The organism is Actinacidiphila polyblastidii, from assembly GCF_036353415.1.
Taxonomy (GTDB): domain Bacteria; phylum Actinomycetota; class Actinomycetes; order Streptomycetales; family Streptomycetaceae; genus Actinacidiphila; species Actinacidiphila polyblastidii.
In genome coordinates, this window is record NZ_JAZEWV010000027.1 from 75,466 (window position 1) to 89,598 (window position 14,133).

Consider the following 14,133-nt stretch of genomic DNA (forward strand, 5'->3'; position numbering starts at 1 on the left):
TAGCAGCGGTCCGCAGGAGGCGGCGCGTCCGGATCACGTCCGGATCACGTCCGGATCGCGGACGAGGCTGCCGTCTGCGCGGGTGTTGTATCTATGATGTGCGCATCATGGATGCCTCTGGTTCTGCCGCCGTCAAGGCGCCCCCCGCCGCCGAGCGGGTCTACCTGCATGTGAAGTCCGCTGTGCTGGACCGCAGTTACGAGGGCGGCACGCTGCTCACCGAGGGGGACCTCGCCGACGCGGTGGGGGTCTCGCGCACGCCGGTGCGCGAGGCGCTGCTGCGGCTGGAGGCCGAGGGACTGCTCAAGCTCTACCCGAAGAAGGGCGCCCTGGTGCTGCCGGTGTCGGCGCAGGAGATCGCCGACGTGGTGGAGACGCGGCTGCTCGTCGAGCAGCACGCCGTGGCCAAGGTGGTCGGCGCGGCGCCGCCGCGGCTGATCGCGCGGCTGGAGGAGTCCCTCGCCGAGCAGCGCGAACACGCCGCGGCCGGCGACCTGGCGGCCTTCGCCGCCGCCGACCGCTGCTTCCACGCCGAGATCGTCCGCGCCGCGGGCAACCGCATCCTCGCCCAGCTCTACGACCAGCTCCGCGACCGCCAGTTGCGGATGGGCGTGGCCACCATGCACGCCGAGCCGAGCCGGGTGGCCAAGAACCTCGCCGAGCACACCGAGATCCTCCAGGCGCTGCGCGACGGCGCGGCGCAGACCGCGGCCGCCGTCGTCGGCCGGCACATCTCCTGGGTCAACACCCTGGCCAGGGGCGAGTCGTGACCACGGGGACGGTGCCCGCGAGGACGCTGCCGGGCGACCCGCCCGGCGGCCGGCGCGCCGCCCTGGTCTGGGGCATCGGCACCCTCGTCTACCTCGTCGCGGTCGTCCACCGCACCAGCCTGGGCGTGGCCGGCATCGACGCGGCCGCCCGCTTCCACATCGGCGCCTCCGCGCTGTCCAGCTTCTCCATCCTCCAGGTGCTGGTCTACGCGGGCATGCAGATACCCGTCGGCCTGATGGTGGACTCGCTCGGCACCAAGAAGGTGCTGATGCTCGGCGCGGTGCTGTTCACCGCGGGCCAGGGCGCGTTCGCCCTGTCGCACACGTACGGCACGGCGCTGGCCGCCCGCGCGGTGCTCGGCTGCGGCGACGCGATGACCTTCGTGAGCGTCCTGCGGCTGGGCTCGCGCTGGTTCCCGGCCCGGCGCGGCCCCATGATCGCGCAGGGCGCCGCGCTCTTCGGCGTCGCGGGCAACCTCGTCTCCACGGTCGCGCTGTCCCGGCTGCTGCACTCCGCCGGCTGGACGCCGACCTTCCTCGGCACCGCGATCGGCGGCGCGGCCGTCCTCGTCCTGGTCGCGCTCTTCCTCAAGGACCACCCCGAGGGGTACGAGCCCGCGCCCGCCGAACACGCCGGCCTCGCGTACGTGCGCCGCCAGATCTCCGACGCCTGGCGGGAGCCCGGCACCCGGCTCGGCATGTGGACGCACTTCACCACCCAGTTCTCCGGCATGGTCTTCCTGCTGCTGTGGGGGATGCCGTACCTGGTCGAGGACCAGGGGCTCTCCCGCGGCGCGGCCGGCGGCCTGCTGACCCTGGTCGTGGTGGCGAACATGGTCTTCGGCATGCTCTTCGGGCAGCTCATCGCCCGCCACCACGGGCTGCGCATGCCGCTGACCCTCGGGGTGATCGGCGCGACCGCCGCGGCGTGGGCGGCGGTGCTCGGCTGGCCGGGCGGCCAGGACCCGACGTGGCTGCTCGTCGTGCTGTGCGTGGTGCTGGGGGCCTGCGGCCCCGGCTCGATGATCGGCTTCGACTTCGCCCGCCCGGCCAACCCGCCGGAGCGTTTCGGCACCGCCTCCGGCATCGTCAACATCGGCGGCTTCACCGCCTCGATGCTCACCCTGCTGGCGATCGGCCTGCTGCTCGACGCGACCGGCGACGACTACCGCATCGCCTGGAGCACGGTCTTCGTCCTCCAGGCCGTCGGCACCACCCAGATCCTTCGGCTGCGCCGCGGCAGCGAGCGCCTGGAGCGCGAACGGATCGCGGTGAGCCGGGTGGAGAGCGTCCACCGCACGGACCGCGCCCGCGTCGCCGACTGACCCCGCCTCCCCGTGACCCCGTAGCCCCCGCAGCCGCCTCCCCCGCCCCGGCCGTGGCGACCGCCCCCGCTCCGGCCGCGCCGATCCGGTCCGCACCCTGGCGTACGCGGCCTGATGGCCGGAAAGGGCGATGCGCGCCCGGCGTCGCGCCGCCCGCCCGCCGGCCCGGCCCCGCAGCCCGCTACACCAGCGCGGTGAACGCCACCGGCAGCGTCGCCGGGCCGCGGGACCAGAGCGAGGGGCGCCAGGTGAGCGCCTCGGGAGGGCAGGCGAGGCGCAGGTCGGGGAGGCGGTCGAGGAGGACCTCGACGGCGGCGGTGGCGATCGCCTCGGCGAGTTCGGGGGCGGGCGCCGGGCAGCCGTGCTCGCCGTGGCTGAAGGACAGGTGCGCCTGGTTGCCGGCCGCCGCCGGACCCGCCGCCGGCCCGCCGTCGCGCGGATAGGGGCACACCTGCGGGTCGGCGTTGGCGGCCGCGAGGCCGAGCACCAGGCAGTCGCCGCGCCGGATGTGCCGCCCGCCCAGCGGGGCGTCGTGCACGGCCCAGCGGCCGACGACGTTCTGCGCCGGGCTGTCCGTCCACAGCACCTCGGCGAGCGCCTGCCCGGCGCTGCGCCGGCCGCCGGACAGCGACACCGCGAACCGGTCGTCGGTGAGCATCAGCCGCAGCGTGTTGCCGATCCAGTCGGCGGTCGGCCGCACCGCGGCGGCGAGGAGCGCGATGAGGTCCTGCACCGCCTCGTCGTGGGTGAGCCGCGCCGGGTGCGCCAGCAGCCGGGACGCCAGGTCGGCGCCCGGCTGCCGCCTGCCGCGTTCGAGCAGCACCTGCACGGTGCCGTGGATGCGGGCGTGCGCGGCGGCGGCCCGCGGCCCGTCGTCGCCGAGGGTGGCGGCGACGTCCTCCTCGATTTCGAGGGCCTCGTCGTCGCGCAGGCCGAGCAGTCCGGCCATCACCCGCTGCGGCACCTGGCCCGCGTACTGCGCCATCAGTTCGGCCCGCCCGGCGCCCGCGAAGCGGTCGATCGCGGCGTCCGCCGCCCGTTCCGCCGACGTCCGCAGCCCGAACGGGTCGACACCGGAGAGCACGTCGGTGATCGCACCGGCCTTGCGGCGGTGCTCGGCGCCCTCGGCGGTGAGCACCGAGGCCGAACGCGCCACGTACGGCAGCAGCGGCCAGTCGCGGGGGACCCGGTCCCAGGCGTTCCAGCGCCGCGAGTCGCGGGCGAACAGCTCGGGGTGGGCCGTCACGTACCGCACCTCGCGGTAGCCCAGCACGAGCCACGCGGGCACCTCGCCCTCCAGCAGGACCGGGGCGACCGGCCCGTACCGCCGCCGCAGTTCGGGGTACACGCCGTCGCCGGCGGCCAGCGCGCGGCTGTCCAGGCGGACCGCGGCGGGCAGCGTGTGCGGTGCGCCGCCGGGTGTCACGGCGCGCCCCCCGGCCAGGCCGCCGGCCACGGCCCGGCGGGTCCTGCCGGGCCCGCGGGGTCCGCGGTGCGGGCGATGACGTGGCGGGTCAGGGCGATCAGGACGCGCTTGACCGAGTGCCGCTTGCGCGCGTCGCAGTCGACGAGGGGGACGTGGGGCGGCAGGGTGAGGGCGTCGCGCAGCTCGTCGAGGGAGTGGTCGGGCGGGGAGAAGTTGTTGCGGGCCACGACGAACGGCACGCCGAGGTGCTCCAGGCGGTCGATCGCGTACCAGGAGTCGGCGATCCGCCGGGTGTCGACGAGCACCACCGCGCCGAGCGTGCCGGAGAACAGCCGGTCCCACAGGAACCAGAAGCGCTCCTGGCCCGGCGCCCCGAAGAGGTAGAGCACCCGCTCCTCGTCCAGCGTGATGCGGCCGAAGTCGAAGGCCACGGTGGTGCGGGTCTTGCGGCTCGCCCCGACCGGCTCGTCGATGCCGACGCCCGCCCCCGACATCGTCTCCTCGGTGCTCAGCGGCGGTATCTCGCTGATCGCGCCGACCATCGTCGTCTTGCCCGCGCCGAAGCCGCCGACGATCGCGATCTTCAGCCCCTCGCGCGCGCTGTCGCGCAACGGCGGCCCGAGCAGCGGGCGTTCCGGGTACGGCGGCGGCGCCGGCGCCCCGGCGAAGGCCGAGAGGCCGTGGAGGCCGGGGAGTTCAGAGGTTCTGGAGTGCACGCAGCACCTTCTTCAGAGTGTCGGGCGGTGGCGGCCGGTGCTCGCCGCCGTGCGCCGCCGACCGCGGGGGGCGGGCGCTGATCCGGCCCGCCGCCAGCAGGTCGCCCAGCAGCACCTTCACCACGCCCACCGGCAGGGCGAGCCGCGCGGACAACTCCACCACAGCCACCGGCCGGTGGCACATCCGCAGGATACGGATGTGCTCGGACTGCATGCCGCGGGCCGGTTCGCCCTCGCCGACCACGAGCGTCACCAGGTCGAAGGCCGAGGCCGACGCCGGGGCGCGGCCGCCGGTGAGGGTGTAGAGCCGGTCGGGTTCGCCGCTGTTGACCGGCCCCCGGGTCATGCCGAGAGCTTCCCGCGCAGGCCGGCTCTGCTGCCGGTGCGCGGGTCGTCGCGCAGGAAGCCGTCGATCCGCCCGACCAGTTCGTTCATCCGGTACCCGATCACCCCGGCGTCCGCGGACTCGTCGCCGACCACCGCGAGGTGCGCGCCCTCGCCCGCGCCGACGATGAACAGCACACCGCCGTGGAACTCCGTCATCGACTGCCGCACCCCGCCGGTGCCGTCGCCGAACTCCGCGGACGCGCCGTGCGCGAGCGCCTGGATGCCCGAGGCTATCGCCGCGAGTTGGTCCGCCTGGTCGACGGACAGCCCCGGCGACAGGCAGAGCTTGAGCCCGTCGCGGGACAGCAGCACCGCGTGGCGGGCGCCCGCGGTGCGCGTCACCAGCTTCTCCAGCAGCAGGTCCGGGTGGTCCTCACGCTCGCTCGCCGTCATCTGACGCCGTCCCCTCCTCCGGTCACCGCGGAGCCGGCCCCGCCGGGCCCGCCCCCGTCCTCCTCGGCCGCCCGTCCGGCGGCCCGTGCGTCCGCGCCGTACGACGAGGCGTGGTGCTGGTCCTGCGCGTGTGCCTGTGCCTGTGCGTGTGCCTGCGGCTGTGCGTGTGCCTGTCCGTGCCCCTGTGCCGGTACGTGGGCGCCGTGGGCCTCGTGTCCGCCGTGCTGGGCGGGCTGGGCGCGTTCGGTGGGCCGCTCCTGCGGGCCGAAGTCCCCCAGGTCCTGGGTGCGTTCCGCCGGACGGCCGCCGCCGACCGCCTCGCGGAAGGCGCTGAAGCGGGAGCCCGCGGTGGCCCGGGAGCGGGCGGCGCGGGCCTCCTCCTCGGGCGTCGGTCCGGCGGCGCCGCCGTCCGGGTCGGCGGCGGGGCCGGCGTGCCGGGACGAGGCCAGCGTCCGGCCGCGCTGCCGCTTCGGCAGCGGGAAGTGCGGGCCGCCGCCGGGTACCGGGTCGGGGGGGCCTGCCACGTCGGGGACGCCGTCGGAGTACGGCCGGGTGTGCACGGGGGAGCGCTCCCGCGACTCCTCGTCGCCGGCCGTCAGTTGCGCGCGCGCCACCCGGCCGGCGTCCCAGCCCCCGCCCGGCCCGGTCCCGCCCGCCTCGGGCTGCGGTAAGTCCTCGGGCCGTGGGAAGTCCTCGGGCTGCGGGAAGTCCTCGGGCTGCGGGAAGCTCTCGGGCTGCGGTAAGTCCTCGGGCCGTGGGAAGTCCTCGGGGGTGCGGGTGAGCACCCTCGGCGGGATCAGCACGACGACGCCGGTGCCGCCGCGCGAGGACGGCCGGAAGGACACCAGCAGCCCGTGCTTGCGCGCCAGGCAGCCGACCACCGCGAGGCCGATCCGGGTGCCGGACAGCGCCCGCAGGTCCAGCGGTTCTCCGGACACCAGCCTCTCGGCACGCGCCAGGGTGGCGTCCCGCATCGCCAGCCCCGCGTCCTCGATGGTCACCACGACGCCGGCGTGGGTCTCCTGGACGTAGACGTGGACCTCCTCCGAGGGCGGCGAGAAGGTGCAGGCGTTGTCCATGAGTTCGGCCAGCGCGTGCATCACGCCCTCGGCGGCGTGGCCGGCCACCGCCGACGTGCTCACCGAGTGCAGGCGCACCCGCTGGTACGCGCCGATCCGGCCGAGCGCGCCGCGCAGCACGCTCTCCATCACGATCGGCCGGGTCCAGCGGCGGCCGGAACGCGCCCCGGTGAGCACCGCGATGCTGTCCGCGAGGCGGCCGGTCTGCGCGGTGCCGTGGTCCAGGTGCAGCAGGTCGGCGAGCACCTCCTCGCCGTGCCGGTCCTCCATCTCCCGCAGGTCGGCCAGGAGCGAGGTGGTCAGCGCCTGGGCCCGCCCGGCCGCGCTCGCGCACACCGCCATCGCGGCCGCGCGCATCCGCTCGCTGGCGCCGATCTCCCCCACCAGCACGTCGAGCAGCCGCCGGTGGGCGGCGCCGCCGGGCTGCGGCAGCCGGGACAGCACGGTGTCCGCGGAGTCGCCGGCCCGCAGCCGGTCCACCGCCAGCGGGATGGTCACCTCGGCCAGCCGGGCCGTCTCGCCCTCCAGGGCGGCGGCCCGGGTGGTCTCCGCCTTCAGCGCGGTACGCAGCGACGCCTCGGCCTCCGCGGCGGTCCGCCGCCGCACCTCGGCCTCGCGCGCCCGCCGCTGCACGGCCTCCAGGTCGGCGGACGTCCGCCGCGCCGCCTCGGCGTAGGCGGCCGCGGTGCGCGTCGCCTCGGCGCGCAACGACTCGGTGCGGGTGCGGTATTCGCCGGCCAGCCGGTGGCGGGACATCGCCAGCGCGACGGTCAGGCCGAGCAGCGCGGCTGCCAGTGCGCCGGCCGCGGTCACGAGCGGCCGGTCCTGCGCCGCCGCCCGCGCGGCGGTCCAGGCGCAGACCGCGCCCGACGCCACGACCACGGCCAGCGGGAGGCCGAGCGACCGGGCGGCCGACGGCCTGCGCGGCGCCGCGGTGCGCCCGGTCGTGCCGTGCCCGGAGGGAGAAGGGAGAGGGGATAACGAGGCGGAGCCGTGAGCTGACATCGATCGGTACCTCGTGGCGGGAGGCCGGATGAGCGCGATTGCGCCTCACCCTACTCGGCCAACCCCCTTGTCACGCGGGGAAACCCACTCTTTCCCCGTCGCACCGTCACCACGGCCTCACGGTCCGTACAATGTCTGCCCCGTCTGCGAACTCCCTGTGACCCGTGGGCTGTTGGGGCGTTCAGTCGGTGACCGCGATGTGCGCGAGGATCGCCTCGACGAGCTCCGCGTCGCCCTCGGCCTTCAGCCGGTCGGCGCTCACCGAGGCCGGCCGCACGCGGCCGCACAGCAGCCGTACGAAGGTCTCCCAGTCCACCACGAAGGTGGCCGCGGGGCCGAGCGAGACCGCCGAGTCGATCGAGCCGCGCCCCTCGGGGCTGACCCGGACGGTGCGCATGAACTCCAGCGGGCCGTGCACGTCGAAGACCACAGCGGAGCCCGGCTTGGCGCCGGCGTCGTGCGCGACCAGCTTCGGCAGCGCGCGCAGCGCGTAGTCGCGGGACAGCACGGCGGCGGGGGAGGCGAGGTTGGCCGGCTTGCCGAGGGCGCGCCGCAGGTCCTGCTCGTGCACCCACACGTCGAAGACCCGCGCCCACAGCTGCTCCTCCAGGAGCACCTCGCCGCCGCCGATGGCGCGCACCTCGGCGTCGGGCTGCCGGGTCTCGTTGCGCAGCTGCCGCGACCTGCGGATGATCGTGTACTCCAGCTCCGAGGTCATCTCGGGCGCGGTGTGGTGGCGGCGGATGTCCACCGGCACCTCGGTGTAGCGGGCGGCCTCGCTGGTGATGTGGCGCAGGTCGCTGGGCAGGCTGTGGATCGGGCGCGGGTCGCCGAGCAGCTCGCACTCGAAGCCGATGACGTGGGAGACGACGTCGCGCACCGACCAGTACGGGCACTCCGTGCGGCGGTTCCACTCCCCCTCGGTGAGCGGCGCGACGAGGTCGTTGATGGACTCTATGGAGTGGGTCCAGGCGTCGATGTACGGCTGGAGCTTGCTGTGGACGGTCACGGGACCCCTCGACGGTCGGTGCGCGGTCGTGGCGGTTGGCGCCTAAGTTACGCTGCGCGCGGGCGCCCACGCAGTGCTTTCGAGTGACGATGGTAGGCCCGACTTGACGACCCAACGTATGGGCGGTGACCCGGTGCGCGCAACGCTTCTCCAGATCGACGTCGACCCGAGCGAAACGGTCGCCGACCGGCGCACCCGTGTCGCGGAGATGGTACGCGGGCAGCGCGGCGCCGATCTTGTCGTGCTGCCCGAGTTGTGGCCGGTCGGCGCGTTCGCGGCGGAGTCCTTCGCGGCCGGGGCGGAGCCGGTCGCGGGCGGGCCCACGGCGACCGCGATGGCCGCCGCGGCGCGCGCCGCGGGGGTGTGGCTGCACGCCGGTTCGATCGTCGAGCGCGCGGACACCCTGGACGGCGCGGAGCTGTACAACACCTCGCTGCTGTTCGCGCCGGACGGCGCCCTGCACGCCGCCTACCGCAAGATCCACCGCTTCGGCTTCGACGAGGGGGAGGCGGCGCTGATGGCCGCGGGCGCGGACATCGTCACCGCGCGGCTGCCGCAGACCGTGCTCGGCCTCGCCACCTGCTACGACCTGCGCTTCCCCGAGCAGTTCCGGCTGCTCCTCGACGCCGGCGCCCAGACCCTCGTGGTCCCCGCCGGGTGGCCGGCGCGGCGGCGGGCGCACTGGCGGCTGCTCGTCCAGGCGCGGGCGGTGGAGTCCCAGAGCTTCGTGCTGGCGTGCGGGACGGCCGGCACGCACGCGGGCGTGCGGCAGGCGGGGCACAGCCTCGTCGTCGACCCGTGGGGCGAGGTGCTCGCGGAGGGCGGGGACGGCGAGGAGGCGGTGAGCGTCACGCTCGATCCCGGACGGGTGGCGGCCGTCCGGGCGGAGTTCCCGGTGCTGCGCGACCGCCGCCTGGGTCTTCCGCGGCCCGCCCTGCGGTGAGCGGCACCTCCTGCCCCTCCGGGCCCGTCCCGGACCGTCCGCCGGTGGCGGGTGGCCCGCGCGGTTCCCCGCGCCCCTGGCGGGGGCTCACCGCCGCCTCGCAAGGTGCACCCCCTCAAGGGCGCGGGAACCGCCTGACCGGCCACGGCGGGAAGCCGGACCACGCGGCGCCTACTCCGAGTGGTGCTCCTTGTCCACGAGCCGGTCGACGCACACCGCGACGGCGATCAGCATCGCCGGGTCCGCGTCCTCCCGCTCGACGTCGATCGCGTAGGCGTCCCGCAGGGAGAACCAGCGGCGGGAGATCCGGGCGAGCCGCTCCCCCTCGTACTCGATGTCGTACTCCTTGTCGATGAGGTCGCCGCGCACCTCCAGCTCCTCGCCGGAGGCGAGCTCCGCGCGGTAGACGTCGTGGAGGAAGGCCAGCCGTTTCTTCTTGACGGTCACCAGGACCTGCCCGTCGCGCTCGACGGTCATGGCGTCCCGCAGGCTGAGCAGCTTCTTGTGGATGACGGCCAGCACCGCGCCGCCGGGGTCCTGGAGTTCCAGCGTCTCGCGGACGCGGAGCACCTTGCCGTCGACGTAGAACGCGCGGCGGCCGTGCTCGTCCTCGATCCAGTAGTCGTCGCCGATGGCGAACATCTTCTCTCGCACCACGTATTTCATGGGGGAATGTCTACCCCCGGGAATGCTGTTGGATGGGTTCATGACTGCACGTGCACGCGTCCGGGCCCCCGAGCTGGTCGGCAGGGGCGGCTGGCTGAACACAGGCGACAACCAGCTCACCCTCGCCGACCTGCGGGGATCGATCACCATCCTGGACTTCTGGACGTTCTGCTGTGTGAACTGCCTGCACGTCCTGGACGAGCTGCGGGAGCTGGAGGAGCGGCACCGCGACACCGTGGTGATCGTGGGCGTGCACTCGCCGAAGTTCGTGCACGAGGCCGAGCACCAGGCGGTCGCCGACGCGGTGGAGCGCTACGAGGTGCACCACCCGGTGCTGGACGACCCGGAGCTGGCCACCTGGAAGCAGTACGCGGTGCGGGCCTGGCCGACGCTGGTGGTGATCGACCCGGAGGGCTACGTGGTCGCCCAGCACGCCGGCGAGGGGCACGCGCACGCGCTGGAGAAGCTGGTGACGCGGCTGGAGAAGGAGCACGCCGCGAAGGGCACGCTGCGCCGCGGCGACGGGGTGTACGTGCCGCCGGAGCCGGTCGCCACCGACCTGCGGTTCCCCGGCAAGGCGCTGGCGCTGCCCGGCTCGGGGCACTACCTGGTCTCGGACTCGACCCGGCACGCCCTGGTGGAGCTGGCCGCGGACGGCGAGAGCGTGGTGCGCAGGATCGGCACCGGCGAGCGCGGCCTGGCGGACGGCGACGCGGCCACCGCGCGGTTCAGCGAGCCGCAGGGCCTGGCGCTGCTGCCCGGGGGCGAGGTGATCGTCGCGGACACCGTGAACCACGCGCTGCGCCGGGTCGACCTGGAGACCGGCCGGGTGACGACGGTGGCCGGCACCGGCCGGCAGTGGTGGCAGGGTTCGCCGACCTCGGGGCCGGCCCGCGAGGTGGCGCTGTCCTCGCCGTGGGACGTGGCCTGGTTCGAGGACCGGGTGTGGATCGCGATGGCCGGCGTGCACCAGCTGTGGACGTACGACCCGGCGGCCGACCGGATCGAGGTCGCCGCCGGCACCACCAACGAGGGTCTGGTCGACGGGTACGCGGCCGACGCGTGGTTCGCGCAGCCCTCGGGGCTCTCGGCGGCCGGCTCGCGGCTGTGGATCGCCGACTCCGAGACGTCCGCGGTGCGCTGGGCGGAGCGGGGGACGGACGACGACGGGGACGAGGGGTACGTGATCCGTACCGCGGTCGGCACCGGGCTCTTCGACTTCGGGCACCGCGACGGCCCGGCCGGGCAGGCCCTGTTGCAGCATCCGCTGGGCGTCACCGCGCTGCCGGACGGCTCGGTCGCGGTCAGCGACACGTACAACAACGCGCTGCGCCGCTACGACCCGGCGAGCGGCGAGGTCACCACGCTGGCGACCGATCTGCGGGAGCCGTCGGACGCGGTGGTCGTGGACGGCGACATCGTGGTGGTGGAGTCGGCGCGGCACCGGCTGACCCGGATGCACCTGCCGGAGGAGGCGGTACGGGTCGAGGCGGTCGCGCACCGCACCCGGCGGGCCGCGACCGACGTGGCGGCCGGCCCCTTCCGGCTCGACGTGGTCTTCTCGGCGCCCGCCGGCCAGAAGCTGGACGAGCGGTACGGCCCGTCCACCCGGCTGCTGGTCAGCTCGACGCCGCCGGAGCTGCTCACGGAGGGCGCGGGCAAGGGCACGGACCTCTTCCGCGACCTGGTGCTCGACCCCGGGGTGTCCGAGGGTGTGCTGCACGTGTCGGCGATGGCCGCGTCCTGCGACGACGACCCCGCCAACCCGTATCCGGCCTGCCATGTGCACCAGCAGGACTGGGGTGTCCCGGTGCGGCTCACCGCCACCGGTGACTCCCGGCTGGCGCTGGTCCTCGCGGGTCTCGACGAGCCGGACGGGCGATAGCCGCCGCGCCGCCGGCCGGGGCGGGACGGCTCAGTAGCGGCCGCCCGGGTAGTAGCGCTCCTCGACGACCGGCGGCACGTCGCCGTCGGCGGTCGGGGGTATGCGCCGACGCTTGAAGATGCTCACGTAGGCGGCCAGGCCGATCGCACCCACGGCCATCATGATCAGGCCGAGCAGGTCCATGTTGACGCCCTTCGCGTGCCAGTCGGTCGCGAAGGTGATGATCGCACCGGCCGCGATCAGCAAGATGCAGCCTCCGATGCCCACGGCGCTCGCCTCCATAAGTGGTGTTCCGGCGAGGGGAGTTCCCCTCGACGCCCGCCTACCCGGGGTTCTGACCCGCAATCAACGGCGGGGCCCGGGGCGGAAATGAAGCGGCGCTTCTCCCGCGGGTGCGGGAAAAGCGCCGGGAGCGGACCGTGGGGACGGGTGCTGCGCCCTGGGGTCAGGGCTTGATGACCACCGAGCTGACGATCTTGTCGGCGAAGGTCTGGCGCTTGGCGTCCCAGGCCGGCCACAGGTAGCCGAGCAGGCAGGGCAGCGCGTCCAGGATGTGCAGGAAGCGGCGGCCGATGGCGCGGCCCGCGCCCAGCAGCTGGCCGTCGGCCTCGCGCAGGGTGCGGGTGCCGACCGCCATCTTGCCGGGCGTCTGGCCGGTGGTGCCCTCCATGTAGCCGAGGACGACGACGCCCGCGATGTTCACCAGGTCGGCGACGAGCTGGTTGGTCGCGAGGGACACCACGATGGCCACGACGCCGACGATCACGGCGTCGATCAGGCCGGACAGGAAGCGCCAGCCCCAGTTCGCCAGCGGCGGCATGCCCGCCGGCTGCTGCCCGTAGGCGGCGTAGTCGGCGCCGGGCGCGCCGGGGTAGGACGGGACGCCGCCGGGCTGCTGCGGCTGGCCGTAGGGGCCGGGCTGGCCGGGGATGCCGCCGGGCTGCTGGTACGGGTTCTCACCGTAGGGATTCTGTCCGTAGGGTCCGGGTTGCCCCCCCGGAGTGCCGCCATACGGAGGTGGCTGGTTCTCACTCATGGCCGCGAGTAAATCAGTTGGCCCTCTCATCGGATAGACGCGCCGGACACAGGCTTGTCACAGTCCGCGAACCGTTCACCGAACCTTTCCCCTGGCCAGCGCCCGCCCGGCGCGGTCAGCCGCGCAGGAAGGCGTACAACGCGCTCGCCAGCAGGTGCGGGTCGTCGGCGCCGCACAGTTCGCGCGCGGAGTGCATGGACAGGATCGGCACGCCGACGTCGACGGTGGTGATGCCGTGCCGCGCCGAGGTGATCGGGCCGATGGTGGTCCCGCACGGCATGGCGTTGCTGGAGACGAAGTGCTGGAACGGCACGCCGGCGCGCTCGCAGGCGGCGGCGAACACCGCGCGCCCGCTGCCGTCGGTGGCGTAGCGCTGGTTGACGTTGGTCTTCAGGATCGGGCCGCCGTTGGCCCGCGGGTGGTGCGTCGGGTCGTGCTTCTCGGCGTAGTTGGGGTGCACCGCGTGGCCGACGTCCGAGGACACGCACACCGTGCCGGCGAGCGCCCGCAGCCGGTCCTCGAAGGTGCCGCCGCGCGCGTGCACCGAGCGCTCCAGCACGTTGCCGAGCAGCGGGCCCTGGGCGCCGGTGTCGGACTCGCTGCCGTTCTCCTCGTGGTCGAAGGCGGCGAGCACCGGGATGTACGGGAGTCCGTCGCCGTGCGCGGCGGCGGCGATCAGCGCGGCGGTGCAGGCGTGCACGGACAGCAGGTTGTCCAGCCGCGGCGAGGCGAGGAGTTCGCGGTCCCGGCCGAGGTAGGCGGGCGGCTGGACGTCGTAGGTCATCAGGTCCCAGCCGGCCACGTCGTCGGCGGCCAGCCCGGCCTCCGCGGCGAGGAAGTCGATCAGGTCGCCGTCCTCGGCGTGGCCGAGGCCCCACAGCGGCTGCAGGTGGCGCTGGCGGTCCAGCGCCAGGCCGTTGTCGTTGACCCCGCGGTCCAGGTGCACGGCGAGCTGCGCGACGCGCAGCAGCGGCCGGTCCACGTCGACCAGGCGGGTGGAGCCGTCGCGCAGCGACAGCCGGCCGGCCAGTCCGAGGTCGCGGTCGAGCCAGCTGTTGAGCAGCGGGCCGCCGTAGATCTCCACCGCCACCTGCCGCCAGCCGGCGGCGCCCATGTCGGGCCGCGGCTTGACCCGCAGGTTCGGCGAGTCGGTGTGCGCGCCGATCACCCGGTACGGCGTCTGCGGCCGGGCGCCCTCCGGGACGTACCAGGCGATGATCGCGCCGCCGCGCAGGACGTACCGGCCGCCGCTGTCGCCGTCCCACGGCTCGGCCTCGGTGACCTGCCGGAAGCCGGCCTTCTCCAGCCGGGCGGCGGCCGTCGCGACCGCGTGGTACGGCGTCGGGCTCGCCTGGACGAAGGCGGCCAGCTCGTCGGTGTGGGTGCGGTCGAACGCGCGGCGCTGTGAGGTCATGCGGAACAGCTTAGTTTCGGCCGCCGACGGCGGGAGGGGGGTGACGGCAGCCGGGCGGTCGGGGGGTGGAAGGCCCCCC

The 14,133-nt window shown here is 74.8% G+C and carries 14 protein-coding genes; 4 read left to right on the forward strand and 10 right to left on the reverse strand.

Annotated features, from left to right (window positions below):
- Positions 1 to 107 precede the first annotated feature (107 nt).
- Entirely contained in the window at positions 108 to 770 is a 663-nt protein-coding gene (locus V2S66_RS25605; protein WP_330798843.1) for a GntR family transcriptional regulator, read from the forward strand.
- Positions 767 to 2,095: an MFS transporter gene (locus V2S66_RS25610; RefSeq protein WP_330798845.1), complete on the forward strand. Its 1,329-nt coding sequence runs from the start codon at positions 767 to 769 to the stop codon at positions 2,093 to 2,095. The genes V2S66_RS25605 and V2S66_RS25610 overlap by 4 nt, the downstream gene beginning before the upstream one ends.
- A gap of 181 nt (positions 2,096 to 2,276) precedes the next feature.
- Here V2S66_RS25610 and V2S66_RS25615 read toward each other — a convergent pair whose 3' ends face one another.
- The 6 genes from V2S66_RS25615 to V2S66_RS25640 form a co-directional block, all read right to left on the reverse strand.
- Positions 2,277 to 3,521: a cytochrome P450 family protein gene (locus V2S66_RS25615; RefSeq protein WP_330798847.1), complete on the reverse strand. Its 1,245-nt coding sequence runs from the start codon at positions 3,519 to 3,521 to the stop codon at positions 2,277 to 2,279.
- Entirely contained in the window at positions 3,518 to 4,237 is a 720-nt protein-coding gene (locus V2S66_RS25620; protein WP_413966481.1) for a GTP-binding protein, read from the reverse strand. Before V2S66_RS25620 ends, V2S66_RS25615 begins: the two co-directional genes overlap by 4 nt.
- Positions 4,218 to 4,583, reverse strand: a complete 366-nt coding sequence (locus V2S66_RS25625; RefSeq protein WP_330798849.1) for a DUF742 domain-containing protein — start codon at positions 4,581 to 4,583, stop codon at positions 4,218 to 4,220. The genes V2S66_RS25620 and V2S66_RS25625 overlap by 20 nt, the downstream gene beginning before the upstream one ends.
- Positions 4,580 to 5,017 carry a roadblock/LC7 domain-containing protein gene (locus tag V2S66_RS25630; protein WP_330798851.1) on the reverse strand — a complete coding sequence of 146 codons (438 nt, stop codon included), beginning with the start codon at positions 5,015 to 5,017 and terminating at the stop codon, positions 4,580 to 4,582. Before V2S66_RS25630 ends, V2S66_RS25625 begins: the two co-directional genes overlap by 4 nt.
- Positions 5,014 to 7,101 carry a sensor histidine kinase gene (locus tag V2S66_RS25635; RefSeq protein ID WP_330798853.1) on the reverse strand — a complete coding sequence of 696 codons (2,088 nt, stop codon included), beginning with the start codon at positions 7,099 to 7,101 and terminating at the stop codon, positions 5,014 to 5,016. Before V2S66_RS25635 ends, V2S66_RS25630 begins: the two co-directional genes overlap by 4 nt.
- Positions 7,102 to 7,282: 181 nt before the next feature.
- The gene (locus V2S66_RS25640) at positions 7,283 to 8,110 is read right to left on the reverse strand and encodes a maleylpyruvate isomerase family mycothiol-dependent enzyme (RefSeq protein WP_330798854.1); all 828 of its coding nucleotides are present in this window, start codon (positions 8,108 to 8,110) and stop codon (positions 7,283 to 7,285) included.
- Between the two features lie 133 nt (positions 8,111 to 8,243).
- Between V2S66_RS25640 and V2S66_RS25645 the strand changes: the two genes are divergently transcribed.
- On the forward strand, positions 8,244 to 9,053 hold the full coding sequence (locus V2S66_RS25645) for a carbon-nitrogen family hydrolase (protein WP_330798856.1): 810 nt from the start codon (positions 8,244 to 8,246) through the stop codon (positions 9,051 to 9,053).
- Positions 9,054 to 9,224: 171 nt separating this feature from the next.
- Here V2S66_RS25645 and V2S66_RS25650 read toward each other — a convergent pair whose 3' ends face one another.
- Positions 9,225 to 9,719: an LURP-one-related/scramblase family protein gene (locus tag V2S66_RS25650; protein WP_330798859.1), complete on the reverse strand. Its 495-nt coding sequence runs from the start codon at positions 9,717 to 9,719 to the stop codon at positions 9,225 to 9,227.
- Between the two features lie 40 nt (positions 9,720 to 9,759).
- Here V2S66_RS25650 and V2S66_RS25655 point away from each other — a divergent pair, with 40 nt between their 5' ends.
- Positions 9,760 to 11,604, forward strand: a complete 1,845-nt coding sequence (locus V2S66_RS25655) for an NHL domain-containing thioredoxin family protein (protein ID WP_330798861.1) — start codon at positions 9,760 to 9,762, stop codon at positions 11,602 to 11,604.
- Positions 11,605 to 11,634: 30 nt separating this feature from the next.
- On the opposite strand, the gene V2S66_RS25660 is transcribed toward V2S66_RS25655, so the two are convergent.
- The 3 genes from V2S66_RS25660 to V2S66_RS25670 all read right to left on the reverse strand — a co-directional run bounded on the left by V2S66_RS25660 (position 11,635) and on the right by V2S66_RS25670 (position 14,054).
- Entirely contained in the window at positions 11,635 to 11,871 is a 237-nt protein-coding gene (locus V2S66_RS25660; RefSeq protein WP_330798864.1) for a hypothetical protein, read from the reverse strand.
- Positions 11,872 to 12,049: 178 nt separating this feature from the next.
- A complete protein-coding gene (locus tag V2S66_RS25665) occupies positions 12,050 to 12,640 on the reverse strand; it encodes an RDD family protein (protein ID WP_330798867.1) in 591 nt (196 codons plus the stop codon).
- Between the two features lie 115 nt (positions 12,641 to 12,755).
- Positions 12,756 to 14,054 carry a M18 family aminopeptidase gene (locus tag V2S66_RS25670; protein WP_330798869.1) on the reverse strand — a complete coding sequence of 433 codons (1,299 nt, stop codon included), beginning with the start codon at positions 14,052 to 14,054 and terminating at the stop codon, positions 12,756 to 12,758.
- Positions 14,055 to 14,133 lie beyond the last annotated feature (79 nt).

Bases quoted from the DNA above. Each gene is read 5' to 3' on its own strand.
- V2S66_RS25665 (WP_330798867.1), bottom strand. From the start codon at position 12,640: ATGAGTGAGAACCAGCCACCTCCGTATGGCGGCACTCCGGGGGGGCAA.
- V2S66_RS25635 (WP_330798853.1), bottom strand. From the start codon at position 7,101: ATGTCAGCTCACGGCTCCGCCTCGTTATCCCCTCTCCCTTCTCCCTCC.
- V2S66_RS25650 (WP_330798859.1), bottom strand. From the start codon at position 9,719: ATGAAATACGTGGTGCGAGAGAAGATGTTCGCCATCGGCGACGACTAC.
- V2S66_RS25605 (WP_330798843.1), top strand. From the start codon at position 108: ATGGATGCCTCTGGTTCTGCCGCCGTCAAGGCGCCCCCCGCCGCCGAG.
- V2S66_RS25670 (WP_330798869.1), bottom strand. From the start codon at position 14,054: ATGACCTCACAGCGCCGCGCGTTCGACCGCACCCACACCGACGAGCTG.
- V2S66_RS25655 (WP_330798861.1), top strand. From the start codon at position 9,760: ATGACTGCACGTGCACGCGTCCGGGCCCCCGAGCTGGTCGGCAGGGGC.
- V2S66_RS25630 (WP_330798851.1), bottom strand. From the start codon at position 5,017: ATGACGGCGAGCGAGCGTGAGGACCACCCGGACCTGCTGCTGGAGAAG.
- V2S66_RS25625 (WP_330798849.1), bottom strand. From the start codon at position 4,583: ATGACCCGGGGGCCGGTCAACAGCGGCGAACCCGACCGGCTCTACACC.